Genomic DNA, 15,160 nt, shown 5'->3' with positions numbered 1-15,160 from the left:
GATTATGAAAAAACTTTTAACCCTATTGCTTACCATCTGGTTTCTATTGTCATTTTCTCAGGACAGAAAAGAGATCGGAAATATTTTCATCAAAACATTATTGGTTGACAAAAATGCAGAGAAGGCCCATTCTTATTTTGATTCTTCCGTTGCCGGCCAGATTCCTGTGGAACAGCTCAAAGCTCTTCCAGAACAGCTTCAGGGGCAGATTGGTGCATTGAAAAATGTCCTTGAAGTGAATAACGAAGGAAATATTTACTATTACTATACTGAATTTGAAAAGACAAAACTTGATGTCCAGCTTACCTTTGGTGAGAACAATAAACTACTGGGTTTCTTCTTCGTCCCTCATAAAACATTTGAAAAGCATGATGAGAAGACAGTACTCAAAATAAAGAGTGACGCTATTGAACTGAATGGTACGCTGTTGGTTCCCCCTTCCAACAATAAAAAGAGACTGGTGATTTTTGTACATGGTTCGGGAGCCCATGACAGAGACGAAACAATTGGTGAAAACAAACCCTTTAAAGATATCGCAGAGTATCTTCTCACCAACGGAATTACCTCCTACCGGTATGATAAAAGAACTTATTCCTATTCTGAAACATTTAATGACCAATCTACTGTGGAGGAGGAAACAATTAATGATGCGGTAAATGCGGCTCTTTATTTTAAAAATCTTCCTGATTATAAAGGCTACGAGATTATTATCCTGGGACACAGTCAGGGTGCTTATCTGATGCCTGAAATAGCAAAGAAAGCCCAGGTGTCGAAATATATTTTTATGGCTGGGAATGCAAGACCTTTGCAGGACCTGTTAGTTGAACAGTACGAATATCTTCACTCTTTAGACCCGACAAAAGTCCCAGCAGAAGCAGTTCAGGAAATAAAAAAGCAGGTTGCTTTTTTAAACTCATCCAAATTCAACTTAAATTCACCTAAGTCAGAACTTCCTCTGGGGCAGTCCGCTGCTTACTGGAAATATTTGAAGGATTACAATCAGCTTAATGAAGTGAAAAAAATCCAGGCTCCCATGTTTTTTGCACAGGGAGGAAGGGATTATCAGGTAACCGAAAAAGATTTTAATCTTTGGAAAAATACTTTGAAAAATGATAAAACAGCTGTTTTCAAATTTTATCCGGCATTAAGCCATTTATTTATTGCAGGTTCCGGAAAACCTTCACCAAAAGACTATGAAATAAAAGGAAAGGTGGATGAGCAGTTTTTAAAGGATCTTACTCAGTTTATTCTGAAATAGTTTTTAGATTTTGAAAAACGGTTAAATAAATGCAATACATATCATTTGGTTTGGACTTTTAAATAAATATTGTGGAAATATGTAACATTTTAGATTATTTTCCTACTAACTGTTGCATCTAATCTATTAATATTTGTTAAAAGTAATCTAAATGAAAAAAATTCGACTAAGTGTTAAGCTGTTGTTATGTTGTTGTCTTTTCGGCGTAAGTGCATTATCCGCACAAAAATATGAGCAGACTATTAAGGACTATGTTAATTCCGCTCAGGGATCATTTCAAAGAGTAAATCCTGAACTGAAAGTATTTAAAATCATCAATGTAGATCCTTCCAAAAGCTTAAATGGAGATGTTGTAGGTATACAGCAAACAGTTAATGGAATTCCTGTTTTTGGGAGCTCTGCGAATGTTTTAATCCGAGATGGAAAAGTTTTAAACTTTGCAGATACTTTTATTAAGAATTATCCTTCTGCCATCAAAGGAAAAGAAAGTGGCAGAAAAGCTGCTTTAGTAGCAGAAACTATTACAAAACTGAATGGTTTATCAACAGTAAAAGATATCAACGGAAAAGAAAAGCCAGTAGAGGCTAATTCTGTTTATTTTGCAAAAGGAGGAGAATTGTTATTAGGGTATCAGTTTTATGTAGAAGAAAAAGGAACCGGTAACGTATGGAACACTATTGTCAATGCAGAAGACGGGACCGTTTTATATAAGGAAAATACAACATTGTCATGCAGTTTTCATGATGAAGCTTATGACCACCACTCTGGTTCATCTGCACAAAATATTGCGGCTTCTTTACCTGAAAATATTGCTGCAACAGATCTGCAGAGGACTGCAAATTTTGTACTGGCACCTGATAATGCTTCTTATAACGTATTTGCATTCCCTACTGAAGCTCCTACATTTGGTACAAGAACACTTCTTACAAACCCGTGGGACCTGACAGCTTCACCGGAAGGTTGGCATTCTGATGGAACCAATCATTATACAATAACAAGAGGGAATAATGCCTTTGCATATACTGACGAAAATAATACCAATACACCTCAATTTTCTCCTGACGGAGGTACAAACCGCGTATTTGATTTTCCTTTAGATGTAACAGCAGCTCATACAACCTATACCTCAGCAGCGGTAACCAATTTATTCTACAACGCAAATAAAATGCACGATGTATTTTATAAGTTCGGATTTACAGAATCTGCAAGAAATTATCAGGTAAACAATTTTGGCAACGGGGGAACAGGTAACGATCCTGTTCTTGCAGAATCAAGAGATGGGAGCGGTCTGAACAATGCAAACTTTAATCCAGGGGTTGACGGAACAAGCGGAAGAATGCAGATGTTTCTTTTTTCACCGAGTGGAAATATAAGATATCTTTATTATAATTCACCTTCAACTTATACTTCCAGAGCTCCACTCACTGCACCTGCCAATTTTGGACCTCAGATTATGGGAAATCCACCTGTAACGGGAGATCTTGCTCTTTCAACTCCGGCCGACGCATGTACTGCAGTTACTGCAGGAAGCCTTACAGGAAAAATTGCAGTAGTAAATGCAGCAGGATGTAATTTTTCTGTTAAAACGAAGAATTTGCAAAATGCAGGAGCGGTAGGTGTTATACAATACCACCCGTCAAGTAATACTCCTGTAGGAATGGGGGGAACAGATGCTACCATTACCATCCCAACAATAATGGTAGGCTTATCAGAAGGACAGTTTCTAGTTAATGAATTAACCAATGGTGTTGTTGGAAATGCAACATTAAAAACTACAGCGGTTTATAAAGATGCCAGCTTAGATAACGGAGTAATCAGCCACGAATATGGTCATGGAATTTCTAACCGACTTACCGGAACAGGAAGTTCATGTTTGTCTTATATTTCTTCCAATGAGCAGATGGGGGAAGGATGGTCTGACTTCTTTGCATTGATGATGACAACCAGACCTGGAGATACTTCTTCTATGGCCAGAGGCGTAGGAACTTTTGTTTCAGGGCAGACTACTACAGGAGGAGGAATCAGACCTGCAAAATATTCACCTGATTTTGCCATCAATGATTATACTTATGGACGTACAAACGGGATGAAAATAAGCACAAGTATTCAGGGGATCCCTGTTACGGTGCCAGATGTTCATAGTATCGGATTTATCTGGGCTTCAATGCTTTGGGATCTTAACTGGAAATATGTAGAAAAATACGGGTATAATAGTAATGTTCTTGCAGATCCGAACAGTGGAAGCGCAAGAGTTCTACAGTTGGTAATGGATGCTCTCAAATTACAGCCATGTAACCCTACGTTTGTTCAGGGGAGAGATGCAATTCTTGCTGCTGACCAGGCGTCCACAGGAGGACAGAACAAATGTATGATCTGGACTGCATTCGCTAAAAGAGGGTTAGGAGTGAATGCATCTGCAGGAGGCCTTAATGGTTTGGAGTTTGGTGCGAACCAGCCGTTAGCGGACATGAGTGATCAGGTAGAAGATTTTACTGTTCCTGCAGAATGTGCGCTGGCAGTGAAAGAAATCAACAGCTCTAAGGGAATATCCATCTATCCGAATCCTGTAAGAAATGAATTCACGATAAAAACTCCATCGGATGTTAATCTGTCAGGAATTACGACTGTTTCTATCTTTGATTTTACAGGAAAACTGATATCCAAAGAAAGTATCAATCTTAATAAGCAGAATACGATCAGTGCTGAGAAGCTGATTAATGGTACTTATATTGTGAAAGTTAGTAACGACTCAATGGATTACTCTCAGAAAATTATAGTTTCAAAATAGAAAATAATACCTAATTATGATGAGCCTGGAACAAGTTCCAGGCTTTTATCTTTTAATTGGTTTCAGGACTTACTTTATTCAGAAACAGAAAAGAAGTTACTCCTGCAACAGCTGAAAGAGCTGTGCTTAATATAAAACTGCCTATGACATATTGCAGCAGGTTGTTCTTGATCAGTTCAAAATTTAAATCCTGATGTAAAATATTGCTGTCTCCACTTACAAATGGTGCTCCCAGAAATAGAGAAGCTGCAATAATGAAAGGGATAAAAGGAGGAAGACTCACATTGGAAGCTACAAAAGCAAGGACTTTATTGAGTTTAAAAAGCACGGACAGGCTGATCACAAGAAGAGTCTGGAATCCCCAGAAAGGTGAAAGCCCTATAAATACTCCCAATGCAATGGAAAAAGCTTTTGTACGGTTGCTACCGTCACTTTCTAAGACATCTTCCTGTATGAATCTTTTAAAGCTTTTTTTTTTGAAATTATTCACAAAGTTTCTCGGAATAATATAAAGCAGAGTAATCGTTACCAGTATCGTATTCAGAATACTGATCCTTGTAAAATCCTTGAAAGGTCTGAAATGGGAAACCCGTTCAGCAGGGTCATACAAGACCTTGATCGGAACATTTTTTACCGGAACATGTCTCCATGCAGTTCTTACAATGATTTCAATTTCAAATTCAAACTTAGGGGTAAAATATTTCTTTGGAATTTTATGTAAAGGATAGAGCCTGTAGCCGGATTGTGTATCTTCCAGTTTGATACCTGTTTCGAACCAAAACCAGAAATTGGAAAAACGGTTCCCGAAACTGCTTTTTTTAGGAATGCCATCCTGAGACATATTTCTGTTTCCAATCAGGAGAACATCTTCTTTTTCCTGCAGCAGTGCTTCTACAAATACAGGAATGTCATCCGGGTAATGCTGACCATCTGAATCAATGGTGATGGCATAATCATATCCTGATTTTTTTGCTTCTCTGAAGCCTATTTTAAGCCCGTTTCCTTTGCCTTTGTTCTCCGGTAAAGAGATTACCGTGATCTGAGGATATTCAGCAAGAATCTGATGTGTAGAATCTGTAGAGCCATCGTTGACCACAACAATACTTCCGGTGTAGTTAAGAACACCGTCAATTACCCTTCTCAGGGTTTTTTCATTATTGTAGGTAGGTATTAAAACGCATATTTTCTTTTCAGAAATTGCATTTTGTACTTCAGCAAAGGACATTTTTTTATTTTAAAGTGGCTCTTTCTGCCTCTGTAATGGTTTTAGACTGCATAGCAAACCTCTTGATATAGCCTTTCAATGCTGTATTCTGTTTGCTGTAATTATTCAACAGGAAAGCTTTATCATCTTTCAGGCTTCCTCGGTATCCTACAATTTTTGGAATATTTTCCTGAACACTTAATCTGATCAGACGAAGCTCTGCATTGTTGGGATTACTTTTGATAATGCCTTCAAGACTTGTTGCTCCTGTTTTTACCAAGGCTTTTCTATTGCTTTTGGCAATTTTCGCTTCCATGATTTTCGCTGCTGCCTTATATCCTAAAGTTACTGCATCAGATCCGGATTGTTTTTCCGCTGTATTGATGAAACTTTCCGTATTGCTATTGGATTCGTTGGCTTTGGCATAACTGTTTCTCAATGTTTCAAGATCAGATTGAAAGAAAAAAATAAATGCCGTTAAAAATGACAAAATTAGTTTCATAACGTTATTTTTTTATAGCTTACAGACAGTTTCAATGCAATAGTCTCGCCAAAAGAAGTTGTATTTTTTACTTTAACATCCTCGCCGTTTTCATCAATATCAAGCTGAAGCTGTAAATCAGGAGTTTCAAAAGGATTGATGATCGCCATGAATTTTACATTTGATGCTGTTTTTAAGAATAATTTTGAACCTGTAAGCTCCTCCGTCAGTTCTTTGATAATCTGCATCATGCATACGCCGGGCGTTACCGGATTTCCGGGAAAGTGGCCTTTGAAAATATCATGGTCTTTATTCAGATGAATGTAAGCAGTAAACTTTCCGTCTTCTGTCTTTTCGTATGATGTTAAAGTATAAAAGTCTGTAAGAATGGTTTGCATGATCTTATTTTTTTAAGATTAAATGTATCATCAGTTTCTTTCCGGGAACTACATGGATATTTAGGTAGTTTTTCCTGTGAAATTACTCCGTTTCGGTTATTTGAAATAGTTTTATGTTGATCTTAAAGTCTTTGTGCTGCAGATTTAAACTATCCGCGAAGATAGTTTTTTTTGCATCAAAAGTAAAATCGATTTTTTCCTTGTTATTTTTCGTGTAAATAATCTGCTTCAGCAAATTATTTTCTTTACTGAAGAATAAATAATAGCTTTTATTATCAATTTTGGAAAGATAGATGTTAGCATTTTTATTCTCAAAGCTTTCATTTACCGGATATTGTCTTTTCAGTAGCTGTTGGAAGTCATTTTTCAGAAAGTTGATGACTATTTTTTTATCCAGATCGGGGAGTACATAATTCAGTTTGAAATCATTGTCTGAGACTTCAAAATCAATCAGTTTATTCCCGAAGTCAGAAGTTAAAGCGACGCGGTGTGTCGTTTCATTCAGTTTTTTGATAATCAGAATACCACTCACATGGTTTTTATAGATATCCATCTGACACTTGTAAACATAATCTTCACCAGAAGCAAAATATAAGTTTTCCACCGTTTTTTCAGAGAAAGAAACAGGCTTTACATCTGTTAACTTATACGTCTTACAGGAAACAGCCAGTGCAAGAATCAGGCTATAAAGAAAACTCTGACGCAGGAATGGAAGCATTGATCTTTGTATTTTTAAAAACAATATTCGTGGTATCTCCGGAAGCCTCAGTCATATTCACCTGGGAAACTGTAGACTGATTCCTGGGGAAATACAATTCAATCTGTTTGATGTATTTTAAAAGCTGGGGTGTTTTAGGAATAAACTTTGCCACATTATAATTCCCATTTTTAAAATAAGTTACGGTAAATTCAGGATCATTGAACATCGTTCCGTTGGAACTTCCGACAATCAGTTTATTGATTTTTTCAAAGGTTTTGCTCTTGGCATCTACAGAAGATTTTTTCCCCTGGTCATTGATGTAGATCTTATTGCTTTTAAAAACAATGCTGTATTGGTAAGGTTTGGTATATTTCCAGCTCAGCATATTGGGGGTCTGCAGTGACATTTTCCCATAGGTGACAATATTTTTATCCAGAAAATCCATCTTTTTAGTCTGGGTAAAATCACTCTGTAAAGTTTTGATCTCTTTGGTGTCTGAAGAAACTTTAGACACAAATGCCTTAGCTTCAGCTCCTGACATTGCTGTATTTTGTGCAGAAAAGAATCCTGAAACCAGTATGAGTGCTCCGAAAGCAATATTTTTAATCATTTCTATTTGAATTTATCACTGTATCAACAGTAAAAGTTGAATATTTTTTGTTCTTCAAAAATACTAATAAATCTGCCAGTACGCGACAGGTCTTTTCCGAAGTGTCATGAAGAAGGATAATACTGCCCTTTTTCAGGCCTTTAGTTACTCTGTGATAGATTTTCTTTTCATTGTCAATGATGGTGTCCAGAGAGCGTACATTCCATCCTATGCTTACTTTATGGGTTCTTTTGACCGCTTTTGCAATATTGGGATTGGTAACGCCAAAAGGAGGTCTGTAGAGGGTGGTCCTGATATTTCCAATATTTTTTATGACTTCATCACATCCTTCAATTTCCTCAATCATTTTGGAAGTGGACAAAAATCCCGTGGAATTGGAGTGTGATAAGGTATGATTCCCGATAGTATGCCCCTCTGCGATGATTCTCTGAAACGTTTCAGGATATTTTTCAATCTGTTTTCCAATACAGAAAAAGGTGGCTTTTACCTGATGTTCTTTAAGAAGGTCTAAAAACTTTGGCGTAAATTCAGTAGGTCCGTCATCAAAAGTAAGGGCAACTTCCTTAATTCTGGTGCGTTTATGGGTTATACTGTTGATAAAATATCCCAGTTCAATATCAAAAGAACCCCAGATAATCACTGCGAAAAAAGCAAAAAAGCAAAACAGATATACCCAAAAACTTCCATGGAAGGCGTAAATAAAAACGTTACAGAAAAGATAGAACAGGATGAATGGGTAGTGCTTCATTGCTGGGTGTTTAATATGGTTAAACTTTCTTGATTTATATGCTTTTTGTCATTCTGAGTGTAGCGGAGCAGAATGAAGAATCTATCATATAAAAGCAGAGATTCTTCCTTCGTCAGAATGACAACAGTACTGCTTTTATTACCTCTCATCAATTATGCTTTTTCCAATAACACCAAACTATGATCATTGCCCCCAAGATGATTGTAAAGAAGAACATTCTTCACATTTTCTTTTTTCTCAGAGTTGATCATCATTATTTCCGGGATCTGCTGTTCCTTAAGGATATGACAGGCTATAAATGTTGAAAAACCACTTGCCGTGTTGAACTCTCCACTCAGATGTTTATAATACAGCTGTGATGAGCCATGAAACAGATCTATTGCTTTTGTATAATAAACATCGGATTCTGCGTCTCCACTGAATCCAAAGATTACAACATCAATATCATGATTGGAAAGATTATTTTGGGTCAAGAAATTCTGAATGAAATCCTGAACGTCATTCAATTCAACTTTGTTACTGATGCAGATATTGTGAAGTCTGGCGTAAGAACTTTCAGTTTTATCTTTACCTATTATAAAAAAGCTGGCACCTTCACCCCAAATCACTCCATTGCTGGTGGAATGCAGATAATCAGCGGGAAGATCTGCTTCTTTTTTTATAGTATTATTTAAACAGTAAAGTTCCATTGTTCTGGCAGTCTGCTCATCTGTAGAACCCACAAGAACATTTTCTGCTTCTCCGTCATTGAGCTGAAGCTGAGCATCCAGTAATGAAAACTCCAGTGAAGAAGAAGTGTTTACGTAGGTGAAGTTATAAGCATGGCACTGTAATCCCAGAGCAATCTGTCCGGCTACTGTGTTATGGGTAGATTGTATAAAAAAAGTAGGCGTTAGGAACTCTTCATGATTGTCGATCACATTTTTAAGAAACTTTTCAGAATCCTGGGAACAACCCATTCCGGTTCCTACGATGATGGCGTCCGGCTGCTCAATGCCGGCTTCTTTCAATGCATAATGCGACGCTACAGAACTCATTTTTACGGTTTTAGACATTCTTCGGATCATAGCAGGCGGAATGAACTCTTTGTAATTGGGTTCTACAGCCTTGAGGATGTTGGAAGAAATTTCAGGAATAAGGTTCTGAAGGATATTTTCGTTTAAAGTGTCCTGAACAGATATACAGGATGCACTGTTGATGTATACCGGACTCATGATTTTGAGAAAATTAAAGTTGAACAGTTTCCTCCAAATCCGAATGAATTGGAAAGCACATGATTGATGTTCTTTACTTTCAGTTCAGTGACAGGAACAAGGTCAAACTCTTCCATTTTAGTTTTGAAATTCAGATTCGGGAAAATAAGACTTTGCTGCATCGCTAAAATTGAAAAAACGGCTTCAATTCCGGCAGCGGCAGCTAATGTATGTCCTGTAAATGCTTTCGTAGAGCTGAATTCAGGGACCTGATTTTCACCAAAAATTCTGATCATGGCAATTCCCTCAGATAAGTCATTATTGGGGGTAGCTGTCCCATGAACATTGATATAATCTATGTTTTCCTTATCCAATCCGGAGATTTTCAAGGCTTTCTGCATAGCTAAATATGCTCCCTGTCCGTTTTCAGAAGAGGCTGTCTGATGATGGGCATCATTGGCATTTCCATACCCGGAAAGATAAGCCAGGATTTTTTTATTTTCTTTTTTGACTGTTTCTTCAGATTCAAGGACTAAAAAAGCAGCAGCTTCTCCAAGATTAAGTCCTTTTCTGTTATTGTCAAAAGGAGTATTGTAAGAGTCCGTAAGGATCATCAGGGTATTGAATCCGTTCAGGGTAAATTTTGAAAGAGAATCTGTTCCTCCCACAATGACACGGTCCAAAACTCCGTTTTTAATCAGTTTAGCCCCCATCATAATAGCATTGGCTGCTGATGAACACGCCGTACTGATGGTAGAAACCATTCCTTTTAATCCAAGATAATCAGCAATGGCTAATGAAGAATTTCCGGCATCGTGGGCGTCAATATACTTTTGCTTTTCGGGGAAGTCTTCGTATGAGTAGAAGTACTTTTCAGTGATATCCATTCCGGCTACACTGGTAGAAGATATCAGGCCGGTTCTGTAACTATTGATATCTGAAATTCCTGCACTTTCTACAGCTTCTTTAGCTGCAATCATTCCCAGTAAAGACGTTCTTGTGACATTGTTGTCTTCATCAAGATGAAGTTTCTGTACAAGTTCTTCGTTGGATAATTTTATTTCACCCGCTTTAATGAGCCCGGTATGCCGGGTTTCAAACATTTCAATATCTGAAATCCCATGTTTTCCGGACCGTAATGAAATAAAATTTTCCTCCACATTGTTTCCGATGGAGGAAATGATGCCCATTCCCGTTATGGCAATTTTTTGACTCATGGTATTATATAATGTACCAATGCATCAATCTAACAATTTACCAATAATTGCTACATTGATACACTGTTAGATTGTTACATTCATTTATTTTGTTCTGTTGTTCTCGATGAAGGCAGCCATCGTATCGATAGATTGGAAAATTTCCTTTCCTTTTTTAGGATCAGCTAGTTTTATTCCATAGTCTTTATCAAGAAGAACGATTAATTCCAAAGCATCGATTGAATCCAGTCCTAGTCCTCCTCCGAATAACGGATCAGCATCTTTTATTTCCTCCACAGATACGTCTTCAAGGTTAAGGACTTCAATAATTTTGTGCTTCAATTCTGTTTTTAAATTTTCCATAAATATTATTTTAATGTAACAATATATCAATGTACCAGTTGACCAATAGTTGTTATTGCCTTTAGCATTGGTACATGATCAGATTGGTACATTGTTGAATTATAATGTGAGCAAATATACAAAAGCTTTATAATTTTCCTGATACAATTCCATCCAGCCGCATAATACTTTGTCTGCCTTTCCGGATCGCAGAATCTGTTCAGAATAGTCGTTTAAAAAACTATCGTCAGGTTCATCCAAAACAAAAAAGGCATTTTCTGTCTGCATCTTATGCTTGATGCTGATTTCCCCGACACAGATGTTGGGTAAAGTATAAACAAAAACTGCGGGACTCGGATAGAAATTATCAGGATCATTGATGCTTTCCTGATATTTAAAATCTGTATCCAGGCTGGATGATCTATTGGCAAAAACAATAGCCGTTCTGCTGTGATCTTCATCTTTCAAGATGGGCTCGGCAGAAAGAAACGCCAGTTTACTCAGATGATCCATTTTATGAAATTTAGGATAGCTAAGATCTAAACTCTTATAGGCTTCCTTGGCAAACTCCTGGAAGGTTTCGCTTTGGCTTTCAAAAATAAGATTTCCGTCAACGGTTATTTTTGAATGTTCTATAGTACAGCTGTTTGTTTTCTTCATGACATTCATTTTAACATTTTTCCAGCACAACTGCCGCATTACAGCCTCCAAAACCGGAAGCAGTCTTTAGAATATATTTAATTTCTGCCATTTGATTTTCTCTGATGATATTCAATGGCTGGGTTACTCCCATTTCTCCAAAATTCTTTGAGGGAAGCAAAGTACTGTGAAGAGAACTTTCCATAGAAATAATACTTTCCAAAAGTCCGGATGCACCCAGACAATGTCCGTAATAGCCTTTCATACTGTTGAGGGGAATATTCTGAAGTTCCATTCTGTTGAAGGCAATTGCTTCCATTTCATCATTATATAAAGTGGCCGTTCCGTGAGCAGAAATAAAATCAATCTGTTCAGAAGAAATATTTGCTTCAGCCATGGCATTTCTGATACTGGCGTATAAACCGTCACCTGTTCTTGAAGGTCCGGAAATGTGGTTGGCGTCGTTAACAGCGGAATCTCCGAGAACTTTAAATCTAAATTTTTCGTTTTCGGAGGGTTCTGAAGTGATATAAGCAGAAGCAGCAGCCTCGCCAATATTGATTCCGTCTCTGTCTTTATCATAGGGTTTGCATGGTCCTGATCCTATTGCCTGAAATGAATTGAATCCTGAAATAACAAATTCAGATAGCTCATCTCCGGCTATAATGAAAGCATCTTTATATTTTCCTGCCTGAATCATGTTTTTGGCAACAGCAATTATCATTACTCCTGAAACACAGGCATTGGAAACCACGATTGGCTTTGTTTTAAATCCAAAGAAGTCTGCTATTTTCTGTGCCAGTGTTGATAAGTAAACGCCTTCCGGCAGTTCAGGCTGGTTTTTTAACAGGCTTATATTTCCTTTTGTTGTTGAAAGAATAAAAGCAGTATCTTCTGATAGGGTGTGTCTTTCTACAAGAGGCTGTAAGCTTAAAAGAAGCATTTTCTCCAGTCTTGTAAAGGTATAGTTTTCATTCTGATCGTAATATCTGTTAAATGTTTCATTAAGCTGATCAGAATCAATCATGGAAGCATAAAAAGCCTCCTGATTATCTATGATGCTATGTAAAGCAACCCCTGATTTTCCTTCCAGAAGGGCATTCCAGTTGGAATCTACATTGTAGCCCAACGGAGTTACACAATTGTAATCTGTGATGTAAATTTCTTTCTTCATGATAACCCCATTTTATCTTTCCAGTTCTGAAAAAATTCCGGATTGTACAGGCATAAACTTCCATTACTGTCCAGAAATACCTGAATGGTTTCACCACTGCATACCAATTGGTTTTCCTGATTGAAAAGTTCATATCGGTAGATCAGCTTGGCGGAAACAGAATTAATGAACGTTGTTACAATTCTGAAGGTTTCTCCATATTTTAAAGGAAGAAAATGTTCACAGGTACTTTTTACTATGGGGGTTACATATCCCGCGTTCTGAATGTCAAGATAAGTAAGACCATGCTGGCGCCCGAAAGCTTCTCGTCCATCTTCAAAATACACGATATAATGTCCATGCCAGACAATTCCCAGCGGATCCGTTTCATTGAACCGAACTCTGACTTCCTCAGTACAGGTTAATATATTTTCTTTAGACTGCATTTTGTTTCTTTTCGTAAAATAAGGAAACAGCCACTGTGGCAAGGTAAAATAAGAACAGTAAAACCAGTTCTTTGGCAATTCCACCAATGCCGCTGTTTCTTAAAATAATATCATAGTAAGCATTCAGTCCCCAGTTCATTGGAGAGAATTTGGCTACAGTCTGCATGAATTCCGGCATTAAAAATACAGGAACCCAAATTCCTCCCACAGCAGCCAGAACCACTACAGAAGTTGCTCCGAAAGGGGCAGACTGTTCCTGAGTATCAGCAACAGTTCCCAATAGGACACCAAATCCGATGGCTGCCAACCCGGCAAAGAGGGTTACAATCACAAGCGGGAACATCTTTCCGGATACATCAAAGGCCGGAAGATCCATGTAAGGGAAAAGATAGATTCCTACGGCAACCATCAGTAAAAACTGAATGATACAGATGATTAGGTAGGTAAATGTTTTTCCTAAAATATGTACAAAGTAGGGAGTAGGACTTATTCTTGCCCTTACGCTTGTTCCCTGGCTCTTTTCTTTAACCAGATTGATGGATAAGGGAACCACAATGAAGAAAATTGCAAAAAGAGTCCATGCGGGAACGTTGTGCTGAACAGAATTCGGCATAACATCCATTTCTCCTTTCTTTGGGGTGATTTCTTTAAAACTGATCAGGTTTTTATTCTCGTCAAGATTTTCTGTGGTACCCAGCTGATCCTGGAATGCTTTGTAGATCTTTTTGTTTTCAATCTCGAAAACCATTTTATTGACGGAATTCATGACAGAATTTTTGAATCCTATATTGGTTGCAGGATCAAAGTATAAATGAATTTCTTTCGCTTTCGGTGCTATTTTATGCACCTTTGCGGAATCTCCTTCCAGCCCGAATGAACTTACAATAGTTTGAACTTTAGAATCAATATTGGAGTTTAAATCTTTCGTTAAGTTTTCGGGGATGACAATAGCCATCTGATAATCTCCGGAGAAAACGGCATCCTGAGCAGATTTCTCATTGAAGTTGGTCAGCAGCTGGAATGTTTTACTGTTTTCCAGTTCTGCTTTTATATTTTTGGAAACATCAGATTTGTCATTATCAATGAAAATAATCGGAATCTTTGAACCTTCAAGGTTTTTAAAGGTAGAATCCTGAATAAGGGTAATGGTTACAATCAGAAGTAGCGGCATCACAAAGATGATGACAATCCCTCCGATATCTCTTTTCAGCAGAAGAATTTCTTTAATAAAGCTTCTCCACAGTTTATACAACAACATCTCTTAGTTCTTTTCCGGTTAATGAAATGAAAACATCTTCAAGGTTTTCTGCGCTTGCTACTCTGTTCACCAGTTCTTCAGGGGTCCCTACCGCATGGATTTTTCCATGGTCAATAATGGCAATTTTAGTACAGAATTCCTCTGCTTCTGAAAGATGGTGTGACGTGTAAATAATACAGGTTCCCTGTTTATTTAAATCCAAAAGATAGTCAATAATCGCTTTTTTAGATTGAACATCTACCCCAACAGTAGGTTCATCGAGAAACAGAACTCTAGGATTGTGAAGCGTTCCGGCGATGAGGTTGCAGCGGCGTTTCATCCCTCCTGAAAACTGTCCTACCTGCTTATTGGCAAATTTCGAAAGTCCCATGATTTCCAGGGATTCATCAATCGTCTTTTTTAGCTGGTTGTGCTTTAATCCATACAAACTTCCAAAAAACATAAGATTTTCTTTAGCGGTAAGGGTAGGATATAAAGCATATTCCTGAGGAACAATTCCGATGATCTGCCTGATTTTAAAGCCATCTTTCTGCGGAGATAAACCATTGATGGTAAACTGACCTGAAGTAGGCTTTATCAGACCTGAAAGCATGGAAATTAAAGTCGTTTTTCCAGCGCCGTTAGGTCCCAGAATTCCGTAGATTTCATTTTTGGTGATCGTTAATGAGATATCATTTACCGAAAAATCTTCAGAATTTTTGTATTTCTTATATAAGTTCCTGATCTCAATCATATTTTCCGCCATA

At 37.5% G+C, this 15,160-nt stretch carries 16 protein-coding genes; 2 read left to right on the top strand and 14 right to left on the bottom strand.

The genetic code is table 11. The annotated features are described in order from the left end of the window. Positions 1-4: 4 nt before the first annotated feature. Both AC3FI7_RS14585 and AC3FI7_RS14580 read left to right on the top strand, forming a co-directional pair. A complete protein-coding gene (locus tag AC3FI7_RS14585; RefSeq protein WP_491460385.1) occupies positions 5-1,258 on the top strand; it encodes an alpha/beta hydrolase in 1,254 nt (417 codons plus the stop codon). Positions 1,259-1,409: 151 nt separating this feature from the next. Then, positions 1,410-4,046 (top strand): T9SS-dependent M36 family metallopeptidase, encoded by a 2,637-nt coding sequence (locus tag AC3FI7_RS14580; RefSeq protein WP_343661145.1) that lies wholly within the window; start codon positions 1,410-1,412, stop codon positions 4,044-4,046. Between the two features lie 52 nt (positions 4,047-4,098). Here AC3FI7_RS14580 and AC3FI7_RS14575 read toward each other — a convergent pair whose 3' ends face one another. From AC3FI7_RS14575 to AC3FI7_RS14510, 14 genes are all read right to left on the bottom strand, one after another. Next, the gene (locus AC3FI7_RS14575; RefSeq protein ID WP_491460384.1) at positions 4,099-5,271 is read right to left on the bottom strand and encodes a DUF2062 domain-containing protein; all 1,173 of its coding nucleotides are present in this window, start codon (positions 5,269-5,271) and stop codon (positions 4,099-4,101) included. Positions 5,272-5,275: 4 nt separating this feature from the next. Further along, positions 5,276-5,752 (bottom strand): hypothetical protein, encoded by a 477-nt coding sequence (locus tag AC3FI7_RS14570; RefSeq protein WP_142725051.1) that lies wholly within the window; start codon positions 5,750-5,752, stop codon positions 5,276-5,278. Beyond that, the gene (locus AC3FI7_RS14565) at positions 5,749-6,129 is read right to left on the bottom strand and encodes an ApeI family dehydratase (protein ID WP_142725050.1); all 381 of its coding nucleotides are present in this window, start codon (positions 6,127-6,129) and stop codon (positions 5,749-5,751) included. The genes AC3FI7_RS14570 and AC3FI7_RS14565 overlap by 4 nt, the downstream gene beginning before the upstream one ends. Positions 6,130-6,211: 82 nt before the next feature. Continuing rightward, positions 6,212-6,847: a flexirubin biosynthesis protein LolB2 gene (lolB2, locus tag AC3FI7_RS14560; protein ID WP_343661150.1), complete on the bottom strand. Its 636-nt coding sequence runs from the start codon at positions 6,845-6,847 to the stop codon at positions 6,212-6,214. Then, entirely contained in the window at positions 6,813-7,439 is a 627-nt protein-coding gene (gene lolA2 / locus AC3FI7_RS14555; RefSeq protein ID WP_343661151.1) for a flexirubin biosynthesis/transport protein LolA2, read from the bottom strand. The genes lolB2 and lolA2 overlap by 35 nt, the downstream gene beginning before the upstream one ends. Then, a complete protein-coding gene (locus AC3FI7_RS14550) occupies positions 7,432-8,187 on the bottom strand; it encodes a polysaccharide deacetylase family protein (RefSeq protein ID WP_491460383.1) in 756 nt (251 codons plus the stop codon). Before AC3FI7_RS14550 ends, lolA2 begins: the two co-directional genes overlap by 8 nt. A gap of 152 nt (positions 8,188-8,339) precedes the next feature. Beyond that, positions 8,340-9,401, bottom strand: coding sequence for a beta-ketoacyl synthase N-terminal-like domain-containing protein (locus tag AC3FI7_RS14545; protein ID WP_343661153.1), 1,062 nt, complete (start codon positions 9,399-9,401; stop codon positions 8,340-8,342). After that, positions 9,398-10,597 carry a beta-ketoacyl-[acyl-carrier-protein] synthase family protein gene (locus AC3FI7_RS14540; RefSeq protein ID WP_343661154.1) on the bottom strand — a complete coding sequence of 400 codons (1,200 nt, stop codon included), beginning with the start codon at positions 10,595-10,597 and terminating at the stop codon, positions 9,398-9,400. The genes AC3FI7_RS14545 and AC3FI7_RS14540 overlap by 4 nt, the downstream gene beginning before the upstream one ends. A gap of 84 nt (positions 10,598-10,681) precedes the next feature. Then, on the bottom strand, positions 10,682-10,939 hold the full coding sequence (locus AC3FI7_RS14535) for a phosphopantetheine-binding protein (RefSeq protein ID WP_002983724.1): 258 nt from the start codon (positions 10,937-10,939) through the stop codon (positions 10,682-10,684). A gap of 99 nt (positions 10,940-11,038) precedes the next feature. Further along, the gene (locus tag AC3FI7_RS14530; protein ID WP_291903150.1) at positions 11,039-11,578 is read right to left on the bottom strand and encodes a 3-oxoacyl-ACP synthase; all 540 of its coding nucleotides are present in this window, start codon (positions 11,576-11,578) and stop codon (positions 11,039-11,041) included. Between the two features lie 10 nt (positions 11,579-11,588). Further along, positions 11,589-12,731, bottom strand: coding sequence for a beta-ketoacyl synthase N-terminal-like domain-containing protein (locus tag AC3FI7_RS14525; RefSeq protein WP_491460382.1), 1,143 nt, complete (start codon positions 12,729-12,731; stop codon positions 11,589-11,591). Beyond that, positions 12,728-13,156, bottom strand: a complete 429-nt coding sequence (locus AC3FI7_RS14520) for an acyl-CoA thioesterase (protein WP_142725042.1) — start codon at positions 13,154-13,156, stop codon at positions 12,728-12,730. Before AC3FI7_RS14520 ends, AC3FI7_RS14525 begins: the two co-directional genes overlap by 4 nt. Beyond that, positions 13,146-14,414: an ABC transporter permease gene (locus tag AC3FI7_RS14515; protein ID WP_142725041.1), complete on the bottom strand. Its 1,269-nt coding sequence runs from the start codon at positions 14,412-14,414 to the stop codon at positions 13,146-13,148. The genes AC3FI7_RS14520 and AC3FI7_RS14515 overlap by 11 nt, the downstream gene beginning before the upstream one ends. Beyond that, a complete protein-coding gene (locus tag AC3FI7_RS14510; RefSeq protein ID WP_491460381.1) occupies positions 14,401-15,159 on the bottom strand; it encodes an ABC transporter ATP-binding protein in 759 nt (252 codons plus the stop codon). The genes AC3FI7_RS14515 and AC3FI7_RS14510 overlap by 14 nt, the downstream gene beginning before the upstream one ends. Between the last annotated feature and the right edge of the window lies 1 nt (position 15,160).

Source organism: Chryseobacterium sp. TQ-BC-N36 (genome assembly GCF_058382295.1).
The sequence above is the reverse complement of the archived record's forward strand: the minus strand, read 5'-3'. Positions and strand labels throughout refer to the sequence as shown.

Bases quoted from the DNA above. Each gene is read 5' to 3' on its own strand.
- AC3FI7_RS14515 (WP_142725041.1), bottom strand. From the start codon at position 14,414: ATGTTGTTGTATAAACTGTGGAGAAGCTTTATTAAAGAAATTCTTCTG.
- lolB2 (WP_343661150.1), bottom strand. From the start codon at position 6,847: ATGCTTCCATTCCTGCGTCAGAGTTTTCTTTATAGCCTGATTCTTGCA.
- AC3FI7_RS14510 (WP_491460381.1), bottom strand. From the start codon at position 15,159: ATGGCGGAAAATATGATTGAGATCAGGAACTTATATAAGAAATACAAA.
- AC3FI7_RS14545 (WP_343661153.1), bottom strand. From the start codon at position 9,401: ATGAGTCCGGTATACATCAACAGTGCATCCTGTATATCTGTTCAGGAC.
- AC3FI7_RS14540 (WP_343661154.1), bottom strand. From the start codon at position 10,597: ATGAGTCAAAAAATTGCCATAACGGGAATGGGCATCATTTCCTCCATC.
- lolA2 (WP_343661151.1), bottom strand. From the start codon at position 7,439: ATGATTAAAAATATTGCTTTCGGAGCACTCATACTGGTTTCAGGATTC.
- AC3FI7_RS14575 (WP_491460384.1), bottom strand. From the start codon at position 5,271: ATGTCCTTTGCTGAAGTACAAAATGCAATTTCTGAAAAGAAAATATGC.
- AC3FI7_RS14585 (WP_491460385.1), top strand. From the start codon at position 5: ATGAAAAAACTTTTAACCCTATTGCTTACCATCTGGTTTCTATTGTCA.
- AC3FI7_RS14570 (WP_142725051.1), bottom strand. From the start codon at position 5,752: ATGAAACTAATTTTGTCATTTTTAACGGCATTTATTTTTTTCTTTCAA.
- AC3FI7_RS14520 (WP_142725042.1), bottom strand. From the start codon at position 13,156: ATGCAGTCTAAAGAAAATATATTAACCTGTACTGAGGAAGTCAGAGTT.
- AC3FI7_RS14550 (WP_491460383.1), bottom strand. From the start codon at position 8,187: ATGAAGCACTACCCATTCATCCTGTTCTATCTTTTCTGTAACGTTTTT.
- AC3FI7_RS14580 (WP_343661145.1), top strand. From the start codon at position 1,410: ATGAAAAAAATTCGACTAAGTGTTAAGCTGTTGTTATGTTGTTGTCTT.
- AC3FI7_RS14535 (WP_002983724.1), bottom strand. From the start codon at position 10,939: ATGGAAAATTTAAAAACAGAATTGAAGCACAAAATTATTGAAGTCCTT.
- AC3FI7_RS14525 (WP_491460382.1), bottom strand. From the start codon at position 12,731: ATGAAGAAAGAAATTTACATCACAGATTACAATTGTGTAACTCCGTTG.
- AC3FI7_RS14530 (WP_291903150.1), bottom strand. From the start codon at position 11,578: ATGAAGAAAACAAACAGCTGTACTATAGAACATTCAAAAATAACCGTT.
- AC3FI7_RS14565 (WP_142725050.1), bottom strand. From the start codon at position 6,129: ATGCAAACCATTCTTACAGACTTTTATACTTTAACATCATACGAAAAG.